We start from the raw sequence: 23,135 nt of genomic DNA on the forward strand, positions 1-23,135 counted from the left end.
CGGCGCGGGATTTACACATGAGTGATTTGCAGATCGGGCTGATTGCCCTGGGCGTCTTGCTGATACTGCTGGTGCTGGGCTTCAACTGGTGGCAGGACCGCCGGGTCCGGCGCAAGATGCAAAGCCATTTCCCGACCAGCGAGCAGGATCCCCTGCTGGGCGCCGGGGCGGCTCCGGCCGTCGGCGCGCCGCGTCGCGAGCCGGGCATGGGCGGCGACGCGCCGCGCGCGCATCCCGAACAGCCCGTGCCGGTGGACGCCGGCAGCGACGCCGACGATGCCGAGGAGCCGGATCCCGCCTGCGAAGTCGTCATCGAGGTTCATTTCGCCGAACCGGCCCGTGGCGCCGATGTGCTGCCCTACCTGCAAAGCCTGCGCCATGTCGGCCGCAAGCCGATGCGTGTGTTCGCCACCACCGACCAGGGCCGCCACCGCGCCCGCATCCACGCAGGCGAGAGCTATGCCGCGATGTCGCTGGCCGTGCTGCTGGCCAACCGCAGCGGTCCGCTGACGGCCATTGAATGGTCGCAAGCCTGGGCGCGCGCCCAGGACCTGGCCGAGCGCTTCGAAGCCACCATCGAGGGTCCGGACCAGCAAGCCGTGCTGGAGCAGGCCGCCCGCCTGGATGACACTTGCGCCGCGCTGGACACCCAGGTCGGCCTGACGCTGCTGCTGGGCGGCGCGCAGCCCGCCGCCGAAGTGCTCAATGTGGCCCGCGACACCGGTTTCGTCGCCGACGGCAGCCGCCTGGCCTGGCCGTCGGACAACGGCGTGGCCCATTTCACGCTGTCGCGCGCCGACGGCGCCGCGTTCGACGCCGGCATGGGCGGCATCGAACGCCTGTACCTGCTGCTGGACGTGCCCTGCAGCCCGGCCGACAGCCGCGCCTTCGGCCGCATGGTCGAGGTCGGCCGCGAGCTGGCCGCGCGCCTGCGCGCCGAACTGGTCGATGACCAGGGCAAGCCGCTGGCCGATGGCTCCGAAACCGTGATCGACGAGCGCCTGCAGGTGCTGTTCGGCCAGTTGGAGCAGGCTGGCCTGCCCGCCGGCAGCGCGCGCGCGCAACGGGTCTTTGCATAATGAGCAGCCCCTCTGGCGGTGAAACCGCGGCACAGGCCGCGGCGCGTCTGCGCGCCGAGATCGAGCAGCACAACGTCCGGTACTACGTCTACGACGACCCTTCCATCTCGGACGCGGCATACGATGAACTGATGCGGGAGCTGCAGGCCCTGGAGGCCGCGCATCCCGATCTGGTCACGCCCGAGTCGCCGACCCAGCGTGTCGGCGCGGCGCCGGTCTCGGCCTTTGGCAGCGTCAGCCACGCCGTGCCCATGCTGTCGTTGGGCAATGCCTTCGAGGCCGAGGACGTGGAAGCCTTCGACCGCCGCGTGACTGACACGCTGCGCGGCGCGGGCCTCCTGGGCCCAGCCGAAGAAGCCGACTACTTCTGTGAACTCAAGCTCGACGGCCTGGCGATCAGCCTGCGCTACGAAGACGGCCGCCTGGTGCAGGCCGCCACGCGCGGCGACGGCCAGACCGGCGAGGACGTCACCTCCAATATCCGCACGATCAAGGCTATTCCGCTGCAGCTCAGCGGCCCCGCGCCCAAGGTGCTGGAAGTGCGCGGCGAAGTGCTGATGAACCGCGCCGATTTCGAAAAACTGAACCAGGCGCAGGCCAAGCGAGACGAAAAGATCTTCGTCAATCCGCGCAACGCCGCCGCCGGCAGCCTGCGCCAGCTCGACCCCCGCATCACAGCCAAGCGGCCGTTGCGCTTCTTCGCCTACAGCTGGGGCGAATTGCGCGGCATCCCGCAGGAGCAGGCCGGGCTGTTCGACGAGGAGGCTTCCGGCGCCGAGGCGCTGCCGGGCGATACCGGCAAGCTGCATGGCGCCATGCTGGACTGGCTGGGCTCGCTGGGCTTGCCCGTCAACGTGAAGTTCAATCAGCGCGTCCGCGGCGCACAGGGACTGCTGGACTATTACGCCAAGGTGGGGGCGCTGCGTCCGTCGCTGCCCTATGACATCGACGGCGTGGTCTACAAGGTCGATTCGCTGGCGGCGCAGAAGCTGCTGGGTTTCGTGGCGCGCGCGCCGCGCTTCGCGCTGGCGCACAAGTTCCCGGCCGAAGAGGCCACCACGACCCTGCTTGACATCGAGGTGCAGGTGGGGCGCACCGGCGCCATCACGCCCGTCGCGCGGCTCAAGCCGGTGTTCGTGGGCGGCGTCACCGTCACCAACGCGACGCTGCACAATGAAGACGAAATCCGGCGCAAGGATGTACGCATCGGCGACACGGTGATCGTGCGCCGCGCCGGCGACGTGATTCCCGAGGTGGTCGGCGCGGTGCTGGAAAAACGCCCCGCCGACGCGCGTGAGTTCGTCATGCCCACCGCCTGTCCGGTCTGCGGCTCGGCCATCGAGCGGCTGGAGGACGAGACCATCGCCCGTTGCACCGGCGGCCTGTTCTGCGGCGCGCAGCGCAAGCAGACGCTGTGGCACGCCGCCAGCCGCAAGGCGCTGGATATCGAAGGGCTGGGCGAAAAACTGGTGGACCAACTGGTCGACAGCGGCCGCGTGAAGTCGCTGGCCGATCTGTACAGCCTGCGGCCTCTCGAACTGGTGGGCCTGGACCGCATGGGCCAGAAGTCTGCCGACAACCTGGTCGAGGCCATCGACAAGGCCCGCGCGCCGGCGCTGGGACGCCTGCTGTTCGCGCTGGGCATCCGCCATGTCGGCGAGACCACCGCGCGCGACGTGGCGCGCCACTTCGGCAGCATCGAGGCCATCATGGACGCCGACGAGGACGCGCTGTCGTCCGTGCCGGACGTGGGACCGGTGGTGGCGGGCTCCATCCGCCGCTTCTTCGCCGAACAGCACAACCGCGATGTCATCGAACAGCTCAAGGCGCAGGGCGTGCATCCGGTGGCCGAGGCCGTGCCCGAAGACACCACGCTGGCCGGCAAGACCTTCGTGCTGACCGGCACGCTGCCCAACTGGACGCGCGAGGAAGCCTCGATGCGCATCCAGGCGGCGGGCGGCAAGGTCAGCGGCTCGGTTTCCAAGAAGACCGCCTATCTGGTGGCGGGCGAAGAGGCCGGCAGCAAGCTGGCCAAGGCGCAGGAACTGGGCGTCACCGTGCTGGACGAGGATGCGCTGAAGGCGCTGCTGGGCCTGGACGGCTGAGCACGCCGGCGGGGTCAGATGCTGCTGCGCGGCATCGAGTCGAGTATCGTTGCCGCCGCGCGTTGCAGCGCGGGCAGGTGCTGGCGCCGCAGCTCATCGGGCGAGCGGGCGCCCAGCACCATGCTGACGCTCAGGCCCGCCACCACCTTGCCTTCATGGTTGCGCAGCGGCACGGCCACGCCGGCAAAACCATCCACCAGCTCGCTGACCGAAATGCTGTAGCCGTCGCTGCGCACCTGGCGGATCAGCTTGCGCAGCGCCGTCTTCGAGACCGTGGTGTAGGGCGTGAGGCGCTTGAGTTCGGCGTTCTCCAGATACTGGTCAAGCGCCTCGTCGTCCAGCGTCGACAGCAGCGCACGTCCCAGCGAGTGGGCGTAGGCGGGCAGGCGGCTGCCGATCGTCAGGTCCAGCTTGAGCAGCTTGGGCGCTTCCTCGCGCGCCAGGAACACAACGTGCTCGCGGTCCAGCACGCCCAGCGAACAGGTTTCACCCAAGGCGCGCGCCACATCCTGCATCACCGGCCGCACCAGCCTGGGCAGGCTCAGCGACGCGAAATAGGCATATCCCAGGTCCATGACCTTGGGGGTGGGCGAGAACTGCCTGCCGTCCTGCCGTACATATCCCAGCTTTTCCAGCGTCAGCAGGATGCGGCGCGAAGCCGCGCGCGTGACGTCCAGCTGCTCGGCGGCTTCCTGCACCGTCACGCTGGCCACGCCTGTGGCGTAGATGCGCAACAGCTGCAGGCCATTGGCCAGGCTGTCGAGAAACTCTTCTTTCTTTTCGCTGGTTTCCGGCAAGGTCGAATCCATGGGTTCACGATGGTGTTCTGCAATGCCTGCGATTGTAGTTTGACATCCGGCGCTTTCTCCATAAAATGATGTTTAGCGAACAAATGTTCGCCAAAAGATGTCCGGTCTCAACCATGACACGGACACGCATCCAAGGAGGAAGGCCATGTGCAGCAGATTCATCCGCGCCACGGGCGCGGTCGTCCTGGCGCTGGGCGCGGCGGTCGCCGTGGCCGCCGGCGACGCGTATCCCAACAAGCCCATCCGCTTCATCGTGCCCGCGGCCGCGGGCGGCCCCACGGAAATCGTCACCCGCCTGCTTGCCGAGCGCATGACCCAGAGCATGGGCGTGCCTGTCATCGTCGAGGCCAAGCCCGGCGCCGGCGGCAACATCGGCGCGGACACCGTGGCCAAGGCCGCGCCCGATGGCTACACCATCCTGATGGGCACGATCGGCACCAACGCCATCAACCAGACGCTGTACAAGTCGATGCCGTACCAGCCGCTGAAGGATCTGGTGGCGGTGACCCAGGTCGTGTCCTACCCGCTGGTGGTGGTGGTCAACCCCAAGCTGCCGATCAACTCGGTGGCCGACCTGATCGCCTATGCCAAGTCCCATCCGGGTGAACTCAACCGGGCCTCGGGCGGCAGCGGAACGTCGATGCACATGTCGGGCGAACTTTTCAACGAGATGGCGGGCATCAAGATGCAACACATCCCCTACAAGGGCAGCCTGCCGGCGTTGACGGATGTGATGGGCGGACAGGCCGATCTGGCGTTCGACAGCCTGGTCATCGCCCAGCCCTTGATCAAGGCGGGCAAGCTGCGCGCCATCGCCGTCACTGGGCCCAAGCGCTCGCCGGCCGAGCCGGACGTGCCTTCGGTATCGGAAACGCTGCCCGGCTATGCGATGACGTCCTGGATCGGCGTGTTCGCGCCGGCGGGCACGCCGCGCCCGGTGGTGGATCGTCTTCAGCAGGAGATCGCCAAGGCCCTGGCCGACCCCAAGGTCAAGGCGCAGCTCACCTCGCAGGCCGCCGATCCGGTCGCCAGCACACCCGATGAATTCGCCCGGTTCACGACAGAGGAAACCGAGAAATGGGCGCCCGTGGTCAAGGCGTCCGGCGCCTCCGTTTCCTGAACTTCCGCCAAGGAATCCCTATGTTGCCCATCGATTTCCAGGCCCGCCGCAAACGGGTCGCCCAGCACGCGCGCGAACTCGGTTTCGACGCCTATCTCGGCACCCGCCAGGGCGCCTTGCACTATCTGAGCGGGGCGTTCATGCCCTGGCGCGGCGCCGTGCTGGTCACGGCTTCGGGCCACTGCGAGTTCATCTATTGGGCCATGGACGCCGCGCGCGTGCGCGCCGAAGGCCACGACATGGACGTGCATGAATTCGAGTTCGCCGATTTTCCGCAGCTGATCCGCCAGCGGCTGGAGCACCACGGCCTGGCGCAGGGCAAGGTCGCCCTGGACCTGGCGCATCAGGGCGCCGCGCAGATCGCGCCGGGCATGCTGACCGCTGCCGAGTTCTTCTCCCTGTCCGGGCAATTGCCCAAGGCCCGGTTCGAGAACGGGGTGGATGTGATCGACGATCTCATGTTGATCAAGGATGCCGCCGAGATTGAGCGCCTGCGCCATGCCGCCGAAGTGTCCGACTATGGTTTCGAGCAGGGCATGAATGCCGTGCGGGCCGGCGCCACCGAAAATGAAATCGCCGGCGAGATCGAACGCGCCATCCGGCGGCGCGGCAGCACTTGGTCCTGGGCGGTGACAGGCGGCACCGAGGTGGGGGCGGGCGAACGCACCGGCTTCCTGCGCGGCGTCACGCAGCAGGCGACCGACCGGCCCATCGGGCGCGACGAATTCGTCATCCTGGACCTGCATCCGCTGCTGGATCTGTACATGGCCGACACGGCGCTGCCGATCTTCCTGGGCCGGCCGACCGGGGCGCAGGCCGCCTTGATCGATTGCTGGGAGGAAACCGTGCAGACCATGCTCACCGCGCTGACGCCGGGGCGCGCCATCGCCGACTGCGCGCGGCGCGGCATCGCCGTGTTTGAAAAGCATGGGCTCGCCGAGTTCGGCCTGCCCCTGTTCGGCCACGGCCTGGGCACCTGCGCCCGTACCCGTCCCTTCATCAACCTGCGCAGCCACGACGAGGTCACGCCGGGCATGGTGGTGGCATTGGGCACGCACCTGTACCGGCCCGGCCTGGGCGGCATGCGGCTCGAATACCCCGTCCTGATCGGTGAGCACGGCGCCGAGCCGCTGCTGCGCACCGAGGCCCGCGTCCATCGCCTGCCTTGAACCCATTCTTCGGAGCCCGAACATGAAAGCCCAAGCTCTCAGTCCGCTCATCGGCGCCGAAGTGCGCGGCGTGGATCTCGAAACGCTGGACGACGCGGCCTTTGTCGCCGTGAACGAACTGTTCCTGAAGCATCAGCTGCTGGTCTTCAAGGATCAGCAGCTGTCGCCGGAAGGGCAGCTGCGCTTCAGCCGCCGCTTCGGCGAACTGGATATCCACGTGCTGGCCCAGTACAACCATCCCGAGTACCCCGAGATCTTCGTGCTGTCGAACGAAGTCAAGAACGGCGTGCCCGCGGGCATTGCCGACGGCGGTTCCTACTGGCATTCGGATTTCGCCTTTCGCGAATGTCCCGCCAAGGCCACCATCCTGAACGCGCAGACCATTCCGCCCGAAGGCGGCAATACGCTGTTCATCAACATGTACCGCGCCTACGACACGCTGGACGATGCGATCAAGGCGCAGCTGGACGGATTGAAGGCCGTGCATCGGTATCGCCCGCGCAGCAGCCGCGCCGACGAGGGCACCCGCGTGGTGATGGATGCGACGCAATTGGCGGAGACACCGGACGTGGAACATCCCATCGCGTGCACCCACCCGGAGACGGGGATGAAAGCGCTGTACGTGCATCCCGGCATGACCGCCGAGGTGGCGGGGTGGGGCGCAGAGGACAGCCGGGAGCTGCTGGAACGCCTGTTCGCGCATTGCACCCAGCCGGAATCCCAGTACGCGCTGCAGTGGTCGCCGGGCGATGTCGTGATGTGGGACAACCGCTGCGTGATGCACAAGGCGACCACGCGGGAGCTGCCGGCCAGCCTGCGGCGGACGATCTATCGGACCACGGTCATGGGCGAGCGTCCGGTATAGGCCATGACGCGTCCCGCCCGCGCCGATCCCTGCCAGGCCATCGGCGAGACCAGGATCGAGAGCATGGCGCTGGACGGCGGCGGTCGCATCGCGCCGGCGCGCGTGGCCTGGCGCCGCTACGGGCCCGAGCCGGCGCAGGCCCGCGCCGTCGTGCTGCTGCTGCACGGCATCTCCGGCAGCCAGCAGGCGCTCGCGCCTGTCAGCGGGGAAGTCCATCCTGATGCGGGATGGGCATCCGGGTGGCTGGGGCCCGGCGCCGCGCTGGATACGCGCCATACCTGCGTGCTGGCGCCCAATGCGTTGGGCTCGTGTTTTGGCAGCAGCGCGCCGGATGCGGAATTGCCCGCCTCGTTTCCCGACTTCACCATCACCGACAGCGTGCGCCTGCAGGGGCTGTGGTTGCGCGCGCTGGGCGTTGCGCGGCTGGATGCGGTGGTGGGCTATTCCTACGGCGGCTATCAGGCGTTCCAGTGGGCGCTCGATCCGCCCGTGCCACTCGGGCGGGCGCTGGCGCTGGCGTCCGGGCCGCGCGGCGGCGGCAGTTGGAGCGACGTGATCGCGTTGCGGCGCCTGGCCGCCGCGCGGCGGGCCGGCGATGCCTTGGCGCAAGAGCAGTGGGTCGCGGCGCGGCGGGACGCCTTGATGCGCTATGGCCGGGGCCTGTGGTTGGCCGATGCCGGCGCGCCCGAGCCCGGGCAGGCGCTGGACGCCGAGGCGCGCGCCTGGGCGGCGCGCTTTTCGCCCTGGTCGATGGCCGCCTTGCGGGCGGCAGCCTGCCGCCATGACGTCCGCCACGCGCTCGCGTCCTTGCGCGCGCCGTTGTACTGGCTGCGCTGCGCGTCGGACCTGCTGTTTCCGCCCGGCGATGAAACCGCCTTGCCGCCCTGCGTGCATCCCATGACGGTGGCCGGACGCTATGGCCATGCCTCGCCCGCGCTGGAAGGGCCGCTGTGGGATGTCTGCCTGCGCCGGGCACTGGCCTGAATGCGGCGGAGCTGGCCGCTGTCGGCGCCAGGCCGCGGACGAAAAAAAACTGCCCGCATGCGCGGGCAGTTCTTCCTGGGCGATCAGCCGATCCTTACTGGATCTTGGCCTTTTCGCGCAGGTCCTTCTGGTAGTCGGCCAGGGTTTGCTGGCGCAGCATTTCCTCGATCTGCGGGCGCACCTGATCCAGCGGCGGGAACTGCACCGGGCGGGTGTCGTCGACCTGGATGATGTGCCAGCCGAACTGCGTCTGGACGGGCTTGTCGACCAGTTGGCCCTTCTTCAGCTGCGTGACGGCCTGAGCGAAAGGCTGCACGTAGTTGGTCGGGGGAGCCCAACCCAGGTCGCCACCCTTTTCGGCGCTGCCGGGATCCTTGGAGTTCTTCTTGGCCAGATCGTCGAACTTGCCCTTGTTGCCCTTCAGTTGGGTCAGCAGGTCGTTGGCGGTCTTTTCGTCTTCAACCAGGATGTGGCGGACCTTGTACTCCATCTTGCCCGCTTGTTCCTTCTTGATCTTTTCGTACTCGGCCGTGACCTTGGCGTCCGACACCGGGTGCTTGGCCAGATAGTCGGCCATCAGCGCGCGCACCAGGATGCCCTGGCGAGCCAGTTCGATCTCGGTCTGCACGTCGGCCTGCTTGGCGATGCCGTTGGATTCGGCGGCCTGCACGAAGATCTGGCGGTTGATCATTTCCTGCTTGACCTGCTCGCGCAGCTGCGGGGAATCCGTAGCGCCCTGGGTGACCAGAAGCTTGACGAATTGATCCAGGCTCTTCTGCGGAATGGCCTTGCCGTTGACGGTTGCCACGTTCTGGGCAAAAGCCGGCAGGGCGATGGCGCAAGCGGCGGCCAGCATGACGATGCGTTTCATGAAAGTCCTTTTACCTTCTATTTGGGAGCCTGTGCGTCTAGCGCAAGCGCATGGATCGGATAGGGGATCAAATCTTGCAAATGATGATACACCAGCCTATGGCGGGCGACGGCGGACTGCCCGGCGAAGCAGGGCGCCACAATCAGCACGCGGTAGTGGCCGGCGCCGTTTTTACTTCCTTCATGGCCTGCGTGCAAATAGGACTCGTCTTGAATTTCAAGACTGACCGGTTCCAGCGCGGCCAGGCGCTCCCGGATCAGGGCGATGCGGTCGGTGGTTTCTGACATGTTGGTAGGGTAGAGGTTCCGCCGTCGACCGCCCGCGCGGGACGTCGATGGCGGAAAAAATGAGGGGTCAGGGTTGCGGCTTGCCGCCGGACGCGCCGGAATCGGACGACGTCTCTTCGCCGGGCTGGATATGTTTGCCCAGCCAGAGCGATTGGCCGATCACGAACACGATCATCAGGCCCATCAGGCCGAAGGCCTTGAAGCTGACCCATTGCGACTCGGTGAACTGGCCGGAGAAGGCCACGTACAGGTTGAGCGCGCCGGCCACCAGGAAGAAACCCGCCCAGACCAGGTTGAGCTTTTCCCAGGCCGGGTCGGGCAGCTGGATCTGCTTTTCCATCAGGCCGCGGATCAGGTTGCGGCGGAAGAACAGCCGCGCCAGCACCAGCGCGCCGCCGAACAGCCAGTACAGCACGGTCGGCTTCCACTTGATGAAGACATCGCTGTGCAGCCAGATGGTGGCGCCGCCGAACACCAGGATCACGGTCAGGTTGATCCAGTGCATGGCCTCGATGGCCTTGCCGGTGAGCTTGAGCCAGACGATCTGCAGCACGGCGGCCGCCATGGCGACGCCGGTGGCGATGAAGATGTCCGCATACCGGTAGGCGACAAAGAACAGGATCAGCGGGAACAGGTCGAACAGGAACTTCTTCATGCGGGGCTTCAGTCTTCCAGCGGTTCAAACGTCATCGACAGCGAATTGATGCAATAGCGCAGCCCGGTGGGCTCGGGGCCGTCGGGGAAGACGTGGCCCAGGTGGGCGTCGCAGATATTGCACAGCACCTCGGTGCGCACCATGCCGTGGCTGATGTCGCGCTCTTCACGCACCCGCGCCGGGTCGATCGGCTCGAAGTAGCTGGGCCAGCCACAGCCGGCGTCGAATTTGGTGTCGGAAGCGAACAGCGGCGTGCCACAGCCCACGCAGCGGTAGATGCCGTGGGTGAACGTGTTCCAGTAGCGGCCGGTGAAGGCGCGTTCCGTACCTTTTTGGCGGGCGACGACGTATTCTTCCGGTGACAGCTGGGCCCGCCATTCAGCGTCGGATTTGCGTACTTTGTCCATATATAGCGCTCTTGGAGTCCCGAGGCCCGGAATGGTTCGGGCATAATCCCGCCCCATGTTAATCCAGTTTGACCAGGTGGTCGTTTCCACGCCGCAAGCCGAGGTGCTGCGCGGGCTCAGCCTGACGCTGGCACAGCGCCGCGTCGGCATCGTCGGCCCGAACGGCGCCGGCAAGAGCACGCTGGCGCGCCTGCTCAACGGCCTGGCCTTGCCGACCTCGGGCCGGGTCAGCGTGGACGGGCTGGATACGCGCCAGGACCTGAAAGCCGTGCGGCGACGGGTCGGCTTCGTGTTTCAGAATCCCGAAAACCAGATCGTCTTTCCCATCGTGCGCGAAGACCTGGCTTTCGGCCTGAAACAGCTGGAACCCGACCGCGCCCGCCGCGAGGCCCGCATCGAGGATCAGTTGCAACGCCTGGGCGTGGCTCACCTGGCGGACCGGGCCAGCCACAGCCTGTCCGGGGGCGAGCGCCAGTTGGTCGCCCTGGCCGCGGTGCTGGTGATGGATCCGGCGCTGGTGGTGTTCGACGAACCGACCACCCAACTGGACCTGCGCAATCGCAACCGCGTCCGCGATGCGATCGCCGGGCTGGCCCACGACGCCGTCGTGGTCAGCCACGACCTGGCGCTGCTGGAGGATTTCGACCGGGTGCTGGTGATCGCCGATGGACGCGTCGCCGCCGACGACCAGCCGGCCGCCGCCCTGCGCTGGTACCGTGATCATTTCGCCTGAGGGCGGCCGCCCATGCTCGAACCGCTCTATATCGCAGGCAATTCCCGACTGCACCGGCTGCCTGCCGGACTGAAGCTGCTGGCGCTGTGCGCGGCGGGGGCGGGGCTGTTCGCGCTGCGCGATCCGCGCTGGCTGGGCCTGGCGTTGGCCGTGGCCGCCGGGTTGGTCTGGTCCAGCGGCGCCGGGGCCGCGCTGCTCTTGCGCCAATTGCGCGGCCTGGCGTGGGTTCTGCTGGCGCTGGGATTGTTCACCGGCTTTTTCCAAGGTTGGGTCGAGGCGCTGGCGGTGCTGCTGCGGGTCGGCGCGATGGTGGGGCTGGCGCTGGCCGTGACGCTGACCACGCGCACCGCCGATCTGATCGCGGTATGTGAATGGGCGCTGCTGCCCTTGCAGCGCCTGGGCCTGCTCGATGCCGGTAAGGTGGCGCTGGCCCTGGCGCTGGCGCTGCGCTTCGTTCCCGAGATCTGGCGCAATTTCCATGAGATCCGCGAGGCGCAGGCCGCGCGCGGGCTCGGCGCCAATCCCCTGGCGCTGATCGTGCCGCTGATCGTCCTGACGCTGAAGCGGGCGCAGGAAGTCTCCGAAGCCATCGACGCGCGCAGTCCCTGAACGCGACGCCTCTTGACCGCGCTTTCATCATCCGGGAAGAATCATCCGGGAAAATCGTCCCTAGGGAGGGGAATGCCATGAAATCCAACAATACCGTGCTGGTGGCGCTGTTCGCGGCGCTCATCGTGGTGCTGAGCCTGGTGCCGCCGATTCCGCTGCCGGCCATTCCGGTGCCGGTCACGCTGCAGACGCTGGGCGCCATGCTGGCCGGCGCCATGCTGGGGCCGGTGCGCGGGGCGCTGGCCTGCCTGCTGTATCTGGCGCTGGCGGCCATCGGCCTGCCGGTGCTGCCGGGTGGACGCGGCGGGATGGGGGCCTTCCTGGGGCCGACCGGCGGATTCCTGATCGGCATGCCGATCGGCGCCTTTGTCACGGGCTGGCTGGCGCGCCGGCTGGCGGGCCGGGCGCCTGGCACCTGGGCCGGCGTGGCGGGCTATGCGGTCGCCTGCGTGGTCGGTGGCATCGCGGTGGTGTATGCCTGCGGCGTGCCCTGGCTGGCCTCTGTCGCCAAGATGGACCTGGGCAAGGCGGCGCTGGCCGTGGCCGTGTTCGTGCCCGGCGATCTGATCAAGGCAGCCGTGGCCGCCTGGGTGGCGTCGCGCGTGGCGCGCGTCTGGCCCATGCCGGGCCGTTGAGGCTCGCGGGCGGACGCATGAGGACAGGGAATCCCCCAACTGACGCATGGGGGGCTTTCCAGTACAAGTTCGCCATTGACGAATGCGTTCGCTGAGTTTCGGTTTCCGTAGCACATCAGGGATTTACCGTAGTTGCGCCGCATCATGTGATACTGATTTAACCCTATAATATTTTTTTCTGTATAACTTTAACTAGGCTCGCTTCGCCTCAAACGAGGCACCAAAAGAAGAGCCGCCACAGGAGACAAAACATGCGCAAGCATTTCGGCTTGACCGCGGCCGCCGCCGCCGTTGCCCTGACTCTTCCGCTGCTGGCCAGCGCCCAGGTCAAGGTCGGCGTGACGGTGTCCAGCACCGGCCCCGCCGCCTCGCTGGGCATCCCCGAGCGCAACACGGTCGCCCTGCTGCCGAAGGAAGTGGCCGGCCAGAAGATCGAATGGATCGTCCTGGACGACGCCACCGACACGACGCAAGCCGTCAAGAACTCGCGCAAGCTCGCCTCCGACGACAAGGTCGACGTGCTGATCGGCACCTCGGTGACGCCGGGCTCGCTGGCCATGGTCGACGTGGCCGCCGAAGCCAAGGTGCCGATGATCAGCGTGGCCGCCAGCGCCAAGATCGTCGAGCCGGTCGACGACAAGCGCCGCTGGGTCTTCAAGACTCCGCAGAACGACGCCCTGATGGCCGGTGCGCTGGCCGACGCCATGTCCAAGTCCAAGGTCAAGACGCTGGGCTTCATCGGCTTCGCCGACGCCTACGGCGACGGCTGGCTGGACGTGATGCAGAAGGCCGCCAAGGCCAAGGGCATCGAGATCGTCTCGATCGAAAAATACAGCCGCACCGACACCAGCGTGACCGGCCAGGTTCTGAAGCTGGTCGGCGCCAAGCCCGACGCCATCCTGATCGCCGGCGCCGGCACGCCCTCGGCCCTGCCGCAAAAGGAACTGCGCGCGCGTAACTATGGCGGCGTGATCTACCAGACCCACGGCGCCGCCAACAACGATGTGCTGCGCGTCTGCGGCAAGGATTGCGACGGCATGTTCCTGCCGGCCGGCCCGCTGCTGGTCGCCGCTCAGCTGCCTGACAGCAACCCGGTCAAGAAGTCGGCCCTGGCCTACGTCGAGACCTACGAGAAGGCCCACGGCGCCGGTTCGACCAACACCTTCGGCGGCCATATGTGGGACGCCGGCCAGCTGGTCGTGGCCGCCTTGCCCGCCGCGTTGAAGACCGGCGCCAAGCCCGGCACGCCGGAGTTCCGCGTGGTCATGCGCGACGCGCTGGAAAGCATCAAGGACCTGCCCGCTTCCCAGGGCGTGTTCAACATGTCGCCCACCGACCACGCGGGCTTCGATGAACGCTCGCGCGTCATCGTCAAGGTCGAAGGCGGCAAGTGGGTGTACCAGCCGGGCCTGTAAGGCGCGGCTCGCCTGTTCACAGGGCGCCCGCAAGCGGCGCCCGCGCCATGCGACGCGACGGTCCTTCCGGCCGGCGCGTCGCATCGGTGTTCCGGGCGCGGCCGGAACACCCAAGCAATCACAAGGTAGTTGTTCGATGGATTCCTCAATTGCGCTGATTCTGCTGCAGGACGGTGTGGTCAACGGCGCTATCTATGCCCTCCTGGGCATGGCTCTGGTGCTGGTTTTCGCCGTCACGCGCGTCATCTTCATTCCCCAGGGCGAGTTCGTGGCGTTCGGCGCGCTGACGCTGGCCATGCTGGTCGACGGCAAGGTGCCCGGCACCGCCTATCTGCTGCCCCTGCTGGGCGTGGTCGCGCTGGCGCTGGAAGTGCTGCGCGCCGTGCGCACCCGCAACGCCGCCGGGCTGCCCAAGGCCTTTGTCGCCTGTCTCGTCCTGCCGCTCGCGCTGCTTTGGCTGACGCAGAGCTATGTCGCGCCCGGCACGTCGCTGTGGCTGAACATGCTGCTGACGCTGGCGCTGGTCATTCCGATGGGCCCGATGGTCTATCGCATCGTCTATCAGCCGCTGGCCGAAGCCACCGTGCTGGTGCTGCTGATCGTGTCGGTGGCCGTGCACTTCGCGCTGACCGGCCTGGCCCTGGTGTTCTTCGGCGCCGAAGGCTGGCGCACGCCGGCGTTCGTGAGCGGCCAGGTGGACCTGGGCTTCATGACCTGGTCGGCCCAGAGCCTGTTCGTGGTCGCGACCTGCGCCATCCTGATCGTCGGCCTGTGGCTGTTCTTCGGCAAGACGCTGTACGGCCGCGCGCTGCGCGCCACCGCCGTCAACCGTCGCGGCGCGCGCCTGGTGGGCATCAGCACCACCATGTCGGGCAGCCTGACCTTCACGCTGGCCACCGCCATCGGCGCGATGTCGGGCATGCTGATCGCTCCGATCACCACGGTCTATTACGACACCGGCTTCCTGATCGGCCTGAAGGGCTTCGTCGGCGCCATCATCGGCGGCCTGGCGAGCTATCCCGTGGCGGCCGCCGGCTCGCTGCTGGTGGGCGTGCTGGAATCGTTCTCGTCGTTCTGGGCCAGCGCCTACAAGGAAGTCATCGTCTTCACCCTGATTATCCCGGTTCTGGTCTGGCGTTCGTTCAGCAGCCATCACGTGGACGAAGAGGAATAAACGTCATGAACCGCATTTTGCTTATCGTCTTCGTCGTCGCGCTGGCGGCGCTGCCTCTGGTGCCGGCCACGCCCGAGTTCTGGGTGACCCAGCTGAACTACATCGGGCTGGCCAGCCTGGTGGTGCTGGGCCTGGTGCTGCTCACCGGCGTGGGCGGCCTGACCTCGTTCGGCCAGGCGGCCTTCGTCGGCCTGGGCGCCTACACCACGGCCTTCCTGACCACCCAGTACGACGTGTCGCCGTGGCTGGCCCTGCCGGCCGGCCTGGTGCTGACCGGCGTGGTCGCCTACCTGGTGGGCGCGATCACGCTGCGCCTGTCCGGCCACTACCTGCCGCTGGGCACCATCGCCTGGGGGCTGTCGCTGTACTTCCTGTTCGGCAACATCGACTGGCTGGGCAAGCACGACGGCATCGCCGGCATCGAGCCCATCAGCATCTTCGGCATCTCGCTGGCCAGCGGCCGTCACATCTATTTCCTGATCTGGGCCTTCGTGCTGCTGGCGCTGCTGGCCACGCGCAACCTGCTGAACTCGCGTCCCGGGCGCGCCATCCGCGCGCTCAAGAGCGGCGCGGGCATGGCCGAGTCCATGGGTGTGAACACGGCCGCGTACAAGGTCGTGATCTTCGTCTGGGCCGCGCTGCTGGCCTGCGTGTCGGGCTGGCTGTATGCGCACATGCAGCGCGCCGTCAGCCCCAGCCCGTTCGGCATCAACTACGGCATCGAGTACCTGTTCATGGCGGTGGTCGGCGGCGCTGGCTACGTCTGGGGCGCGCTGCTGGGCTCGACCGTCATCCTGGTGCTGAAGGACCAGTTGCAGAACTGGCTGCCCAAACTGCTGGACACCAATGCCAACTTCGAGATGATCGTCTTCGGCGTGCTGCTGATCCTGATGCTGCAATACGCGCGCAACGGCCTGTGGCCGATCCTGGCCAATTGGTGGGATGGCCTTACCGGCGCCGACGGCTCGCGCCGCAACCTGGCGCCGCCGGCGCCCGCGCCCGCCTTGCCGGCGCGCCAGCGTCCGCAACCCGGCCAGGTCGTGCTGGAAGTGGATGCCATCCGCAAGGAATTCGGCGGCCTGGTGGCGGTCAACGACATCAGCTTCAAGGTCAGCTCCGGCGAGATCATGGGCCTGATCGGCCCGAACGGCGCCGGCAAGAGCACCTCCTTCAACCTGATCAGCGGCGTGCTGCCGGTCACGCGCGGCCAGGTCCGCTTCATGGGCGAGCGCATCGACAACCGCTCGGCGCGCGAGATCGCCAAGCTGGGCGTGGGACGCACCTTCCAGCACGTGCAGCTGTTGCCGGGCATGACGGTGCTGGAGAACGTGGCGCTGGGCGCGCACCTGCGCTCTGACGTGGGCGTGCTGGCTGGCGCGCTGCACAGCGACCGCGCCCGCGAAGCCCAGCTGCTGCACGAGGCGGCCGAGCAGGTCAAGCGCGTGGGCCTGGGCGAGTACCTGTACGAGCAGGCGGGCAACCTGGCCCTGGGCCAGCAGCGCATCCTGGAGATCGCGCGCGCGCTGGCCGCCGATCCGGTGCTGCTGTTGCTGGACGAACCCGCAGCCGGCCTGCGCTACAAGGAAAAGCAAGACCTGGCCCGCGTGCTGGAACAATTGCGCGCCGAAGGCATGAGCATTCTGCTGGTTGAACACGATATGGATTTTGTGATGCGCCTGACCAACCACCTGGTGGTGATGGATTTCGGCACCAAGCTGGCCGAAGGCGTGCCGGCCGAGGTGCAGCAGAACCCGGCGGTGCTGGAAGCCTACCTGGGCGGCATCGACGACGACCTGCCCGAGGCCGACCAGGCCAAGCCCGTTGCCGCCGGAGGTGTGCAATGAGCGCGCAACAGAAACCGGTGCTGGAAGTCAGCAACCTGTCGGCCCGCTACGGCAAGGTCGGCGCGCTGGTCGGCGCCACGCTGACCGTGCCGGCCGGTAGCATCGTCACCGTGATCGGCGCCAACGGCGCCGGCAAGTCCACCATGTTGAACGCGGTGATGGGTTCGCTGCCGCACACCGGCCATGCCGCCGGCGCGGTGCACTATTCGGGCACCGATGTGTCGGGCTGGCAGGTCGAGCGCCGCGTGGCCGCGGGCATGTCGCTGGTGCCGGAGCGCCGCGAGCTGTTCGGCACCATGTCGGTCGAGGACAATCTGCTGCTGGGCGGTTTCCGCCGCTACCGCGCGCGCGAGAGCGGCTGGCGCGACACGCTGAACGAAGTGTTCGACCTGTTCCCGCGCCTGCGCGAGCGCCGCGCCCAGCAGGCCGGCACGCTGTCGGGGGGCGAGCGCCAGATGCTGGCGGTGGGCCGCGCGCTGATGGCCAAGCCCCAGCTGCTGATGCTGGACGAGCCCAGCCTGGGCCTGGCGCCGCGCATCGTGCGCGAGATCTTCCACATCATCGCGCGCCTGCGCGAGACCGGCGTGGCTATCCTGCTGGTCGAGCAGAATGCGCGTGCCGCGTTGCAGGTGGCCGATTACGGCTACGTGCTGGAAACCGGCGAAGTCACGCTGCACGGCCCGGCCCGCGAGCTGGCCGGCGATCCCAAGGTCATCGAGAGCTATCTCGGCCTGGGCAAGGGCGGCGACAAGTCCGAAGGCTGATCGCCTCTGAAGCCGCGGCGGCCGGGCCGTCGCGGCGGGCGCTTCAGCGCTCGAATACCTCCACCACGCGGAAGCGCTCGCAGGCGAGCAGCATGTCGGGGCGGTAGCCGCCGTTGCGCTCGAAGTAGGCGATGTGCCCGTCGCGCCACGCTTCATACGGGCCTTCCCCCTCCGCCACCGCGAAGGCTTCGTCCACCTGGTCGAAGCGCTGGATCACCACACTGACCGTCTCGATCACGCAGGCTGGGCGGCCCTGGCCGTCCAGCACCACGTCGCGCCGGCCCACCGTCGGCGCCGGTTCCTTGTCGTTGAAGTCGCGCATCGCTCCGCACGTGGCGGTCTTGGCGCCGGACAGCACCAGGGCCAGCAGCTCGTCGGCCAGTTCGGGGCTGTCACCGAACTGGAAGGTCACGGCGTTCTCGTAAGGGGCGGGCGGTTTCATGCGGGGAGATTCCAATCCAGTATCAGTTCCTGGCCCATGGCGGGGTCCGAGGTCGAGGGTTTGCCGGTTTCCAGGCGTCCGGCCAGGCGGCGCAGGAAGGCGGCGGCGGGCGTGTCCGTCAGCGTGACGGCGCAGTCGTACCAGCCGCCCAGGCGGCCGACGTCCCAATCGCATTGCGACGTGGCGCCCGCGGCCACGCGCCGCGTCTGCGCGCGTTGCCCATAGGCGGCGTCCGCGATATGGAACTCGACGGCGCGTTTGCCCGGGTTGGTCAACGTCAGGCGCAGGCGTGCGCCGGGCGCATCATAGCTGGCCTGGATGTCTGGCGCGGCCTGCGCGCCGGCGGCGAGACGTCCGGCGAAGTGGCGATGGAAACCGTTGGGGCCGAGCACCCACAGGTCATAGCGGCCGTCGTCCGTCGCCGTGTCCCAGATGCCGTCCAGGCGCTTGCCGGCCTCGACGGTATAGCGCCGTGGTCCGCGCTCCAGATGCAGCCGGTCGTAGACATGCAGCACGGCGCCGGCCGCGCCGGGATTGTCCAGGCGCAGCGTCAGCGCGTGGTCGCGCGCTGTCGCATGCGCGTGCAGCGCATAGGGCAGGGCGCGCGAGGGCCGCAGGCCGGGCTGCTGGCGGGCGGGCGGCGGCTGGTCCGGCGCGGTGGGCGTGGCGGTGCCGGGCAGCGCGGCCGCGCGCGCGGCCCGCGCGGCGGTTGCCGGAAGGGTTGTTCCGGGAACGGCGGGCTCGCTCGCGCTGAAGTCGAACAGCGAGGTCAGGTCGCCGCAGACGGCGCGGCGCCAGGGCGAGATGTTGGGTTCGGCCACGCCGAAGCGTTGCTCGATGAAGCGCAGCACCGAGGTGTGGTCGAAGACCTGCGAGTTGACCCAGCCGCCGCGCGACCAGGGCGACAGCGCGTACATGGGCACGCGCGGTCCCAGGCCATAGACGCCGTGCCGATGCGCGGGCGTATCGTCGGATTCCACGCCCGCGATGATCTCGTGGTATTCGCCGCGCGTGTCCACCGTCGAGGCGCCGGCCAGCGCGCCGCGCGCATCGCGCGAGGGCGGGGCGGGCGGCGGCATGTGGTCGAAGAAGCCGTCGTTCTCGTCGAACATCAGCAGCAGCACCGTGCGGCTCCAGACCTGTGGATTGGCGGTCAGCGCGTCCAGCACGCGCGCCACATAGTCGGCGCCCTGGGCCGGGCTGGACGGGCTGGGATGCTCGGAGCCGGCCTTGGTGGGGCAGATCCACGATACCTGCGGCAGCGTGCCGTCCAGCGCGTCCTGGCGCAGCCGGTCCAGGCCGTGCGTGCTCAGCGCCTTTTCGCGCAGCGCCGCCAGCGAGCCGGGCAGGCCCTGATAGGCGTCGCGGTAGGCCTTGAAGCCGGCGGTGGGATTGAGCGCGTAGTTGTCCGCCATGTCCTGGTAGATGCGCCAGCGGATGCCGGCGCGTTCCAGCCGTTCCGGATAGGTGGTCCAGGTGTAGGCGCCCGCAGGGTCGCCGCCGGTGAGCTTGTTGTAGGTGTTGCCCATGGCGGGGCCATGGCCGCGTCCGGCGCCGTCGTTGGTGCCGGTCCACAGGAACAGCCGGTTGACGTTGGTGCCGCCGGTGAACGAGCAATGGTAGGCGTCGCAGACGGTGAAGGCGCGCGCCAGCGCGTACTGGAAAGGCAGGTCCGCCTCGGCGTAGTACGCCATCGAGTGATTTTTCTTGGCCGCCGGCCAGAAGCCCATGCGGCCGTCGTCCCAGGCCTGCTGGGCGTTGGACCAGGTGTGCGGCGTGCTGGCGATGCGCATGGCCTCGAAGGCCGCGCGCGTGTCCAGGCGGAACGGCAGCACGGTGCGCGGGCCGCCGTCAGTGCTGTCGTTGTACTGCGACCAGACGCTGCGGCGTTCGTGTTCGGGGCTGGCGGGAACCGGAATGGGGAAGCGGTCGCCGAAGCCGCGCACGCCGGCCAGGCCGCCGAAATAATGGTCGAACGAGCGGTTCTCCTGCATGAGGACCACGATGTGTTCGACGTCGCGCAGCGTGCCGCTGCGCCGGTCGGGTTCGATCGCCAGCGCCCGTCGGATGGCCGCGGGAAACAGGCCGAGCGCGCCGGCGGCGCCCGCGAGCGCGGCGCCGGTGCGCAGGAAGTCGCGTCTGTTCGACATGAAGCCTCCCAGCGGGCGCCGCCGCCCGCGGCGGATGGGGTGTCAGCGCTTGCGCGTGCTTTCCGCGTAGTCCATGTAGAGCCTGTGGGCGCGGCGCGCCAGCGGGCCGTATTCCAGCGCGCGGTCCTCGACGCGGTTGACGTGCACCACCTTGCCATAATTGCCCGAGGAGAACACCTCGTCGGCCGATTCCACGTCGGCGCGCGTCAGGCTGCGCTCCTGCACTTCGACGCCGTCGGCCTTGAGCAGCGCCAGCACGCGGCGGCGCGTGATGCCGTTCAGGAAGGTGCCGTTGTCGACGGGCGTGCTGACGACGCCGTTTTTGGCGATCCACAGGTTGCTGGTGGCGAACTCGGCGATGTTGCCGTCGCCATCCAGCATGATGGCGTTGTCGAAGCCACGGTTGGCCGCGTCGCGGATGGCGCGCTGGCCGTTCGGATAGAGGCAGGACGCCTTGGCGTCGGTGGGCGCCATGTTGGACCAGGAGCGCGCGAAGCTGGAGAAGCAGGCCGAGAAGCCCTGTTCGCCGGGCATCGGCACCTTGAACACATGCAGCACGAATTGGGTGCGGTCGGCGTCGGGCAGCAGGAAGCCGTCGGCGCAGTAGAACATCGGCTTGATGTACAGCTCGGTGCCTTCGGGGAACTTGGCGACGGCCTGCAGGCACAGGTCCTGGATCGCTTCCCAGCCGAGCTGCGGCTTCATCAGCATCTTCTCGGCCGAGCGCACCACGCGCTGGCAGTGCAGGTCCAGGTCGGGCGTGAGGCCGCGGAACGCGCGCGCGCCGTCGAACACCATGCTGGCCATCCAGAAGGCATGGTCGGCCGGACCGAGCAGCTTGGGGTTATCGGTGGTCCATTGACCGTCGTGCCAGTAAACGGCATCCATGTGTCTCTTCCTTGGTTGCGAATCAGGGGGCGCTTGCCGCGCCGAATCGTGAGGATACATGAGACGGCGCGGCCGGGCCGGGCGGCGCGGCCGGCTGGCGGGTTGCATGGGCGGTTGCCGCGATGCAAAAAAACCGGGGCCGCGAATCGCGGCCCCGGTTTCTCGGACGAAATGGCGGACGGCGTCAGGCGCGCGCGGCGCGGCGGCGTTCGGCAAACGCCGCCAGCTCGCCCACGATGCCGCGACGGAACGCCAGCACGCAGATCACGAAGATCAGGCCGATCACGATGGTGACCGACTCGCCCAGGCGCAGGAACCAGTCCACGCCGGTCAGCTTGGCCAGGGCCTGGCCGAAGTCGCCGACCTTGTTCTCCAGCAGCACGACGATGAAGGCGCCCAGGATCGGGCCGGTCAGCGTGCCCAGCCCGCCGATCAGCGTCATCAAGATGACCAGGCCCGACATCTGCCAGGTGGCGTCGGACAGCGTCGCCGACACGAACACCAGCGTCTTGGTGGCGCCGGCCAGGCCGGCGATGGCGGCCGACAGCACGAAGGCCAGCAGTTTGAAACGGTCCACGTCATAGCCCAGCGAGATCGCGCGCGGCTCGTTCTCGCGCAGCGCCTGCAGCACCTGGCCGAAGGGCGAGTGCACTGTGCGCCAGATGATGTAGAAGCCGATGATGAAGATGCCCATCACCACGTAGTACAGGTTCAGGTCCTTGGACAGATCCAGCATGCCCAGCAGGGTGCCGCGCGGCACGCTTTGCAGCCCGTCCTCGCCGCCGGTGAACTTGGCCTGCAGGAAGAAGAAGAACACCATCTGCGCCAGCGCCAGCGTGATCATGGCGAAGTAGATGCCGCTGCGGCGGATGGCCAGCGCGCCCATCGCCAGGCCCAGCAGGGCGGCCACGCCCACGCCGAACAGCAGGCCCAGCTCGGTGGGCAGGCCCCATACCTTGAGCGCATGGCCCGCCGCGTAGGCGGCGCTGCCCAGGAAGGCCGCGTGGCCGAAGGACAAGAGGCCGGTGAAGCCCAGCAGCAGGTTGAACGCGCAGGCGAAGAGCGCATAGCACATGACCTTCATGGCGAAGATCGGATACACGCCGACGAAGGGAAGCATGGCCACCACGATGGCCAGCGCCGCATAGCCCAGGAATTGACGATTCATTTTTCTTTTCCGAACAGCCCGGCCGGGCGGATCAACAGAACGATGGCCATGATGATGAAGACGACCGTGCTGGACGCTTCGGGCCAGAACACCTTGGTCAGGCCCTCGATCACGCCCAGGCCCAGGCCGGTGACGATGGCGCCCATGATGGAGCCCATGCCGCCGATCACCACCACCGCGAACACGACGATGATCAGGTTCGAACCCATCAATGGGGAAATCTGCAGGACCGGCGCGGCCAGCACGCCGGCAAAGCCCGCCAGCGCCACGCCGAAGCCATAGGTCAGCGTGATCATGCGCGGCACGTTCACGCCGAAGGCCTCGACCAGGCGCGGGTTCTCGGTGCCGGCGCGCAGCAGCGCACCCAGGCGGGTGCGTTCGATCACGAACCAGGTCGCCAGGCACACCACCAGCGAGGCCGCCACCACCCAGCCGCGGTAGTTGGGCAGGATCATGAAGCCGAGGTTGGTGGCGCCGCGCAGGGCGTCAGGCGTGGGGTAGGGCTGGCCCGACACGCCGTAGAAGCTGCGGAACAGGCCTTCGATGAGCAGGGTCAGGCCGAAGGTCAGCAGCAGGCCGTACAGGTGGTCGAGCTTGTACAGGTGCTTGAGCAGCAGTTTTTCGATGATGATGCCGAACAGGCCGACCACCAGTGGCGCCAGCAGCAGCATGATCCAGTAGTTCAACCCCAGGTACGACAGGCCCATCCAGGCGACGAAGGCGCCCAGCATGTAGAGCGCGCCGTGCGCGAAGTTGATGACGTTCAGCAGCCCGAAGATAACGGCCAGGCCGAGCGAGAGCATGGCATAGAAGGATCCATTGACCAGGCCCAGCAATAGCTGGCCGAACAGGGCCTGTATGGGGATGCCAAAAATGTCAGTCATCTTGTGAAAGTCCTGCGCGTACAGATGGAGGCGAGCAAATCCAAGAAGCGACCCGGCCGGATGGACCAGGTCGCCTCA

The 23,135-nt window shown here is 67.8% G+C and carries 23 protein-coding genes; 13 read left to right on the plus strand and 10 right to left on the minus strand.

The window, feature by feature from the left end; translation table 11 throughout:
• Positions 1-17 precede the first annotated feature (17 nt).
• Positions 18-1,079 carry a cell division protein ZipA C-terminal FtsZ-binding domain-containing protein gene (locus C2U31_RS12505; protein WP_103273083.1) on the plus strand — a complete coding sequence of 354 codons (1,062 nt, stop codon included), beginning with the start codon at positions 18-20 and terminating at the stop codon, positions 1,077-1,079.
• Positions 1,079-3,184 (plus strand): NAD-dependent DNA ligase LigA, encoded by a 2,106-nt coding sequence (gene ligA / locus C2U31_RS12510; RefSeq protein ID WP_103273084.1) that lies wholly within the window; start codon positions 1,079-1,081, stop codon positions 3,182-3,184. Before C2U31_RS12505 ends, ligA begins: the two co-directional genes overlap by 1 nt.
• Positions 3,185-3,198: 14 nt before the next feature.
• Here ligA and C2U31_RS12515 read toward each other — a convergent pair whose 3' ends face one another.
• Positions 3,199-3,993 carry an IclR family transcriptional regulator C-terminal domain-containing protein gene (locus tag C2U31_RS12515; RefSeq protein WP_103273085.1) on the minus strand — a complete coding sequence of 265 codons (795 nt, stop codon included), beginning with the start codon at positions 3,991-3,993 and terminating at the stop codon, positions 3,199-3,201.
• A gap of 145 nt (positions 3,994-4,138) precedes the next feature.
• Here C2U31_RS12515 and C2U31_RS12520 point away from each other — a divergent pair, with 145 nt between their 5' ends.
• From C2U31_RS12520 to C2U31_RS12535, 4 genes are read left to right on the plus strand one after another with little or no spacing between them, the layout of a single operon-like run.
• Entirely contained in the window at positions 4,139-5,113 is a 975-nt protein-coding gene (locus C2U31_RS12520; protein ID WP_103273086.1) for a tripartite tricarboxylate transporter substrate binding protein, read from the plus strand.
• Between the two features lie 20 nt (positions 5,114-5,133).
• Positions 5,134-6,282 carry a Xaa-Pro peptidase family protein gene (locus C2U31_RS12525; RefSeq protein ID WP_158658362.1) on the plus strand — a complete coding sequence of 383 codons (1,149 nt, stop codon included), beginning with the start codon at positions 5,134-5,136 and terminating at the stop codon, positions 6,280-6,282.
• A gap of 22 nt (positions 6,283-6,304) precedes the next feature.
• Entirely contained in the window at positions 6,305-7,147 is an 843-nt protein-coding gene (locus tag C2U31_RS12530) for a TauD/TfdA family dioxygenase (RefSeq protein ID WP_103273088.1), read from the plus strand.
• 3 nt (positions 7,148-7,150) lie between these two features.
• The gene (locus C2U31_RS12535) at positions 7,151-8,131 is read left to right on the plus strand and encodes an alpha/beta fold hydrolase (protein ID WP_103273089.1); all 981 of its coding nucleotides are present in this window, start codon (positions 7,151-7,153) and stop codon (positions 8,129-8,131) included.
• Positions 8,132-8,225: 94 nt separating this feature from the next.
• Here the strand turns inward: C2U31_RS12535 and C2U31_RS12540 are convergent, their stop codons facing one another.
• The 4 genes from C2U31_RS12540 to msrB form a co-directional block, all read right to left on the minus strand.
• Positions 8,226-9,002: a peptidylprolyl isomerase gene (locus tag C2U31_RS12540; RefSeq protein ID WP_103273090.1), complete on the minus strand. Its 777-nt coding sequence runs from the start codon at positions 9,000-9,002 to the stop codon at positions 8,226-8,228.
• Between the two features lie 17 nt (positions 9,003-9,019).
• Positions 9,020-9,289 (minus strand): BolA family transcriptional regulator, encoded by a 270-nt coding sequence (locus C2U31_RS12545; RefSeq protein WP_103273091.1) that lies wholly within the window; start codon positions 9,287-9,289, stop codon positions 9,020-9,022.
• Between the two features lie 67 nt (positions 9,290-9,356).
• Complete coding sequence (locus C2U31_RS12550) at positions 9,357-9,944, minus strand: septation protein A (RefSeq protein ID WP_103273092.1); 588 nt, start codon at positions 9,942-9,944, stop codon at positions 9,357-9,359.
• An 8-nt stretch (positions 9,945-9,952) separates the two neighbouring features.
• A complete protein-coding gene (gene msrB, locus C2U31_RS12555) occupies positions 9,953-10,351 on the minus strand; it encodes a peptide-methionine (R)-S-oxide reductase MsrB (RefSeq protein WP_103273093.1) in 399 nt (132 codons plus the stop codon).
• Between the two features lie 55 nt (positions 10,352-10,406).
• Between msrB and C2U31_RS12560 the strand changes: the two genes are divergently transcribed.
• The 7 genes from C2U31_RS12560 (at position 10,407) to C2U31_RS12590 (ending at position 17,525) form a co-directional block, all read left to right on the plus strand.
• On the plus strand, positions 10,407-11,084 hold the full coding sequence (locus C2U31_RS12560; protein WP_103273094.1) for an energy-coupling factor ABC transporter ATP-binding protein: 678 nt from the start codon (positions 10,407-10,409) through the stop codon (positions 11,082-11,084).
• A gap of 12 nt (positions 11,085-11,096) precedes the next feature.
• A complete protein-coding gene (locus tag C2U31_RS12565) occupies positions 11,097-11,693 on the plus strand; it encodes an energy-coupling factor transporter transmembrane protein EcfT (RefSeq protein WP_103273095.1) in 597 nt (198 codons plus the stop codon).
• Positions 11,694-11,770: 77 nt separating this feature from the next.
• Positions 11,771-12,328: a biotin transporter BioY gene (locus C2U31_RS12570; RefSeq protein WP_103273096.1), complete on the plus strand. Its 558-nt coding sequence runs from the start codon at positions 11,771-11,773 to the stop codon at positions 12,326-12,328.
• 251 nt (positions 12,329-12,579) lie between these two features.
• On the plus strand, positions 12,580-13,743 hold the full coding sequence (locus tag C2U31_RS12575; protein WP_103273097.1) for an ABC transporter substrate-binding protein: 1,164 nt from the start codon (positions 12,580-12,582) through the stop codon (positions 13,741-13,743).
• A gap of 136 nt (positions 13,744-13,879) precedes the next feature.
• Complete coding sequence (locus C2U31_RS12580) at positions 13,880-14,917, plus strand: branched-chain amino acid ABC transporter permease (protein WP_103273098.1); 1,038 nt, start codon at positions 13,880-13,882, stop codon at positions 14,915-14,917.
• 5 nt (positions 14,918-14,922) lie between these two features.
• Positions 14,923-16,761 carry an ATP-binding cassette domain-containing protein gene (locus tag C2U31_RS12585; RefSeq protein WP_103273099.1) on the plus strand — a complete coding sequence of 613 codons (1,839 nt, stop codon included), beginning with the start codon at positions 14,923-14,925 and terminating at the stop codon, positions 16,759-16,761.
• On the plus strand, positions 16,758-17,525 hold the full coding sequence (locus tag C2U31_RS12590) for an ABC transporter ATP-binding protein (protein ID WP_103273100.1): 768 nt from the start codon (positions 16,758-16,760) through the stop codon (positions 17,523-17,525). Before C2U31_RS12585 ends, C2U31_RS12590 begins: the two co-directional genes overlap by 4 nt.
• A 43-nt stretch (positions 17,526-17,568) precedes the next feature.
• Here the strand turns inward: C2U31_RS12590 and C2U31_RS12595 are convergent, their stop codons facing one another.
• The 5 genes from C2U31_RS12595 to C2U31_RS12615 all read right to left on the minus strand — a co-directional run bounded on the left by C2U31_RS12595 (position 17,569) and on the right by C2U31_RS12615 (position 23,057).
• Positions 17,569-17,967, minus strand: coding sequence for an ASCH domain-containing protein (locus tag C2U31_RS12595; protein ID WP_103273101.1), 399 nt, complete (start codon positions 17,965-17,967; stop codon positions 17,569-17,571).
• A complete protein-coding gene (locus C2U31_RS12600; RefSeq protein WP_103273102.1) occupies positions 17,964-20,117 on the minus strand; it encodes a phosphocholine-specific phospholipase C in 2,154 nt (717 codons plus the stop codon). The genes C2U31_RS12595 and C2U31_RS12600 overlap by 4 nt, the downstream gene beginning before the upstream one ends.
• Positions 20,118-20,159: 42 nt before the next feature.
• Entirely contained in the window at positions 20,160-21,005 is an 846-nt protein-coding gene (locus C2U31_RS12605) for a branched-chain amino acid aminotransferase (protein ID WP_103273103.1), read from the minus strand.
• A gap of 184 nt (positions 21,006-21,189) precedes the next feature.
• Positions 21,190-22,173 (minus strand): branched-chain amino acid ABC transporter permease, encoded by a 984-nt coding sequence (locus C2U31_RS12610; protein ID WP_103273104.1) that lies wholly within the window; start codon positions 22,171-22,173, stop codon positions 21,190-21,192.
• Positions 22,170-23,057: a branched-chain amino acid ABC transporter permease gene (locus C2U31_RS12615; protein ID WP_103273105.1), complete on the minus strand. Its 888-nt coding sequence runs from the start codon at positions 23,055-23,057 to the stop codon at positions 22,170-22,172. The genes C2U31_RS12610 and C2U31_RS12615 overlap by 4 nt, the downstream gene beginning before the upstream one ends.
• Positions 23,058-23,135 lie beyond the last annotated feature (78 nt).

This window comes from Achromobacter sp. AONIH1 (assembly GCF_002902905.1).
Classification (GTDB): domain Bacteria; phylum Pseudomonadota; class Gammaproteobacteria; order Burkholderiales; family Burkholderiaceae_B; genus Achromobacter.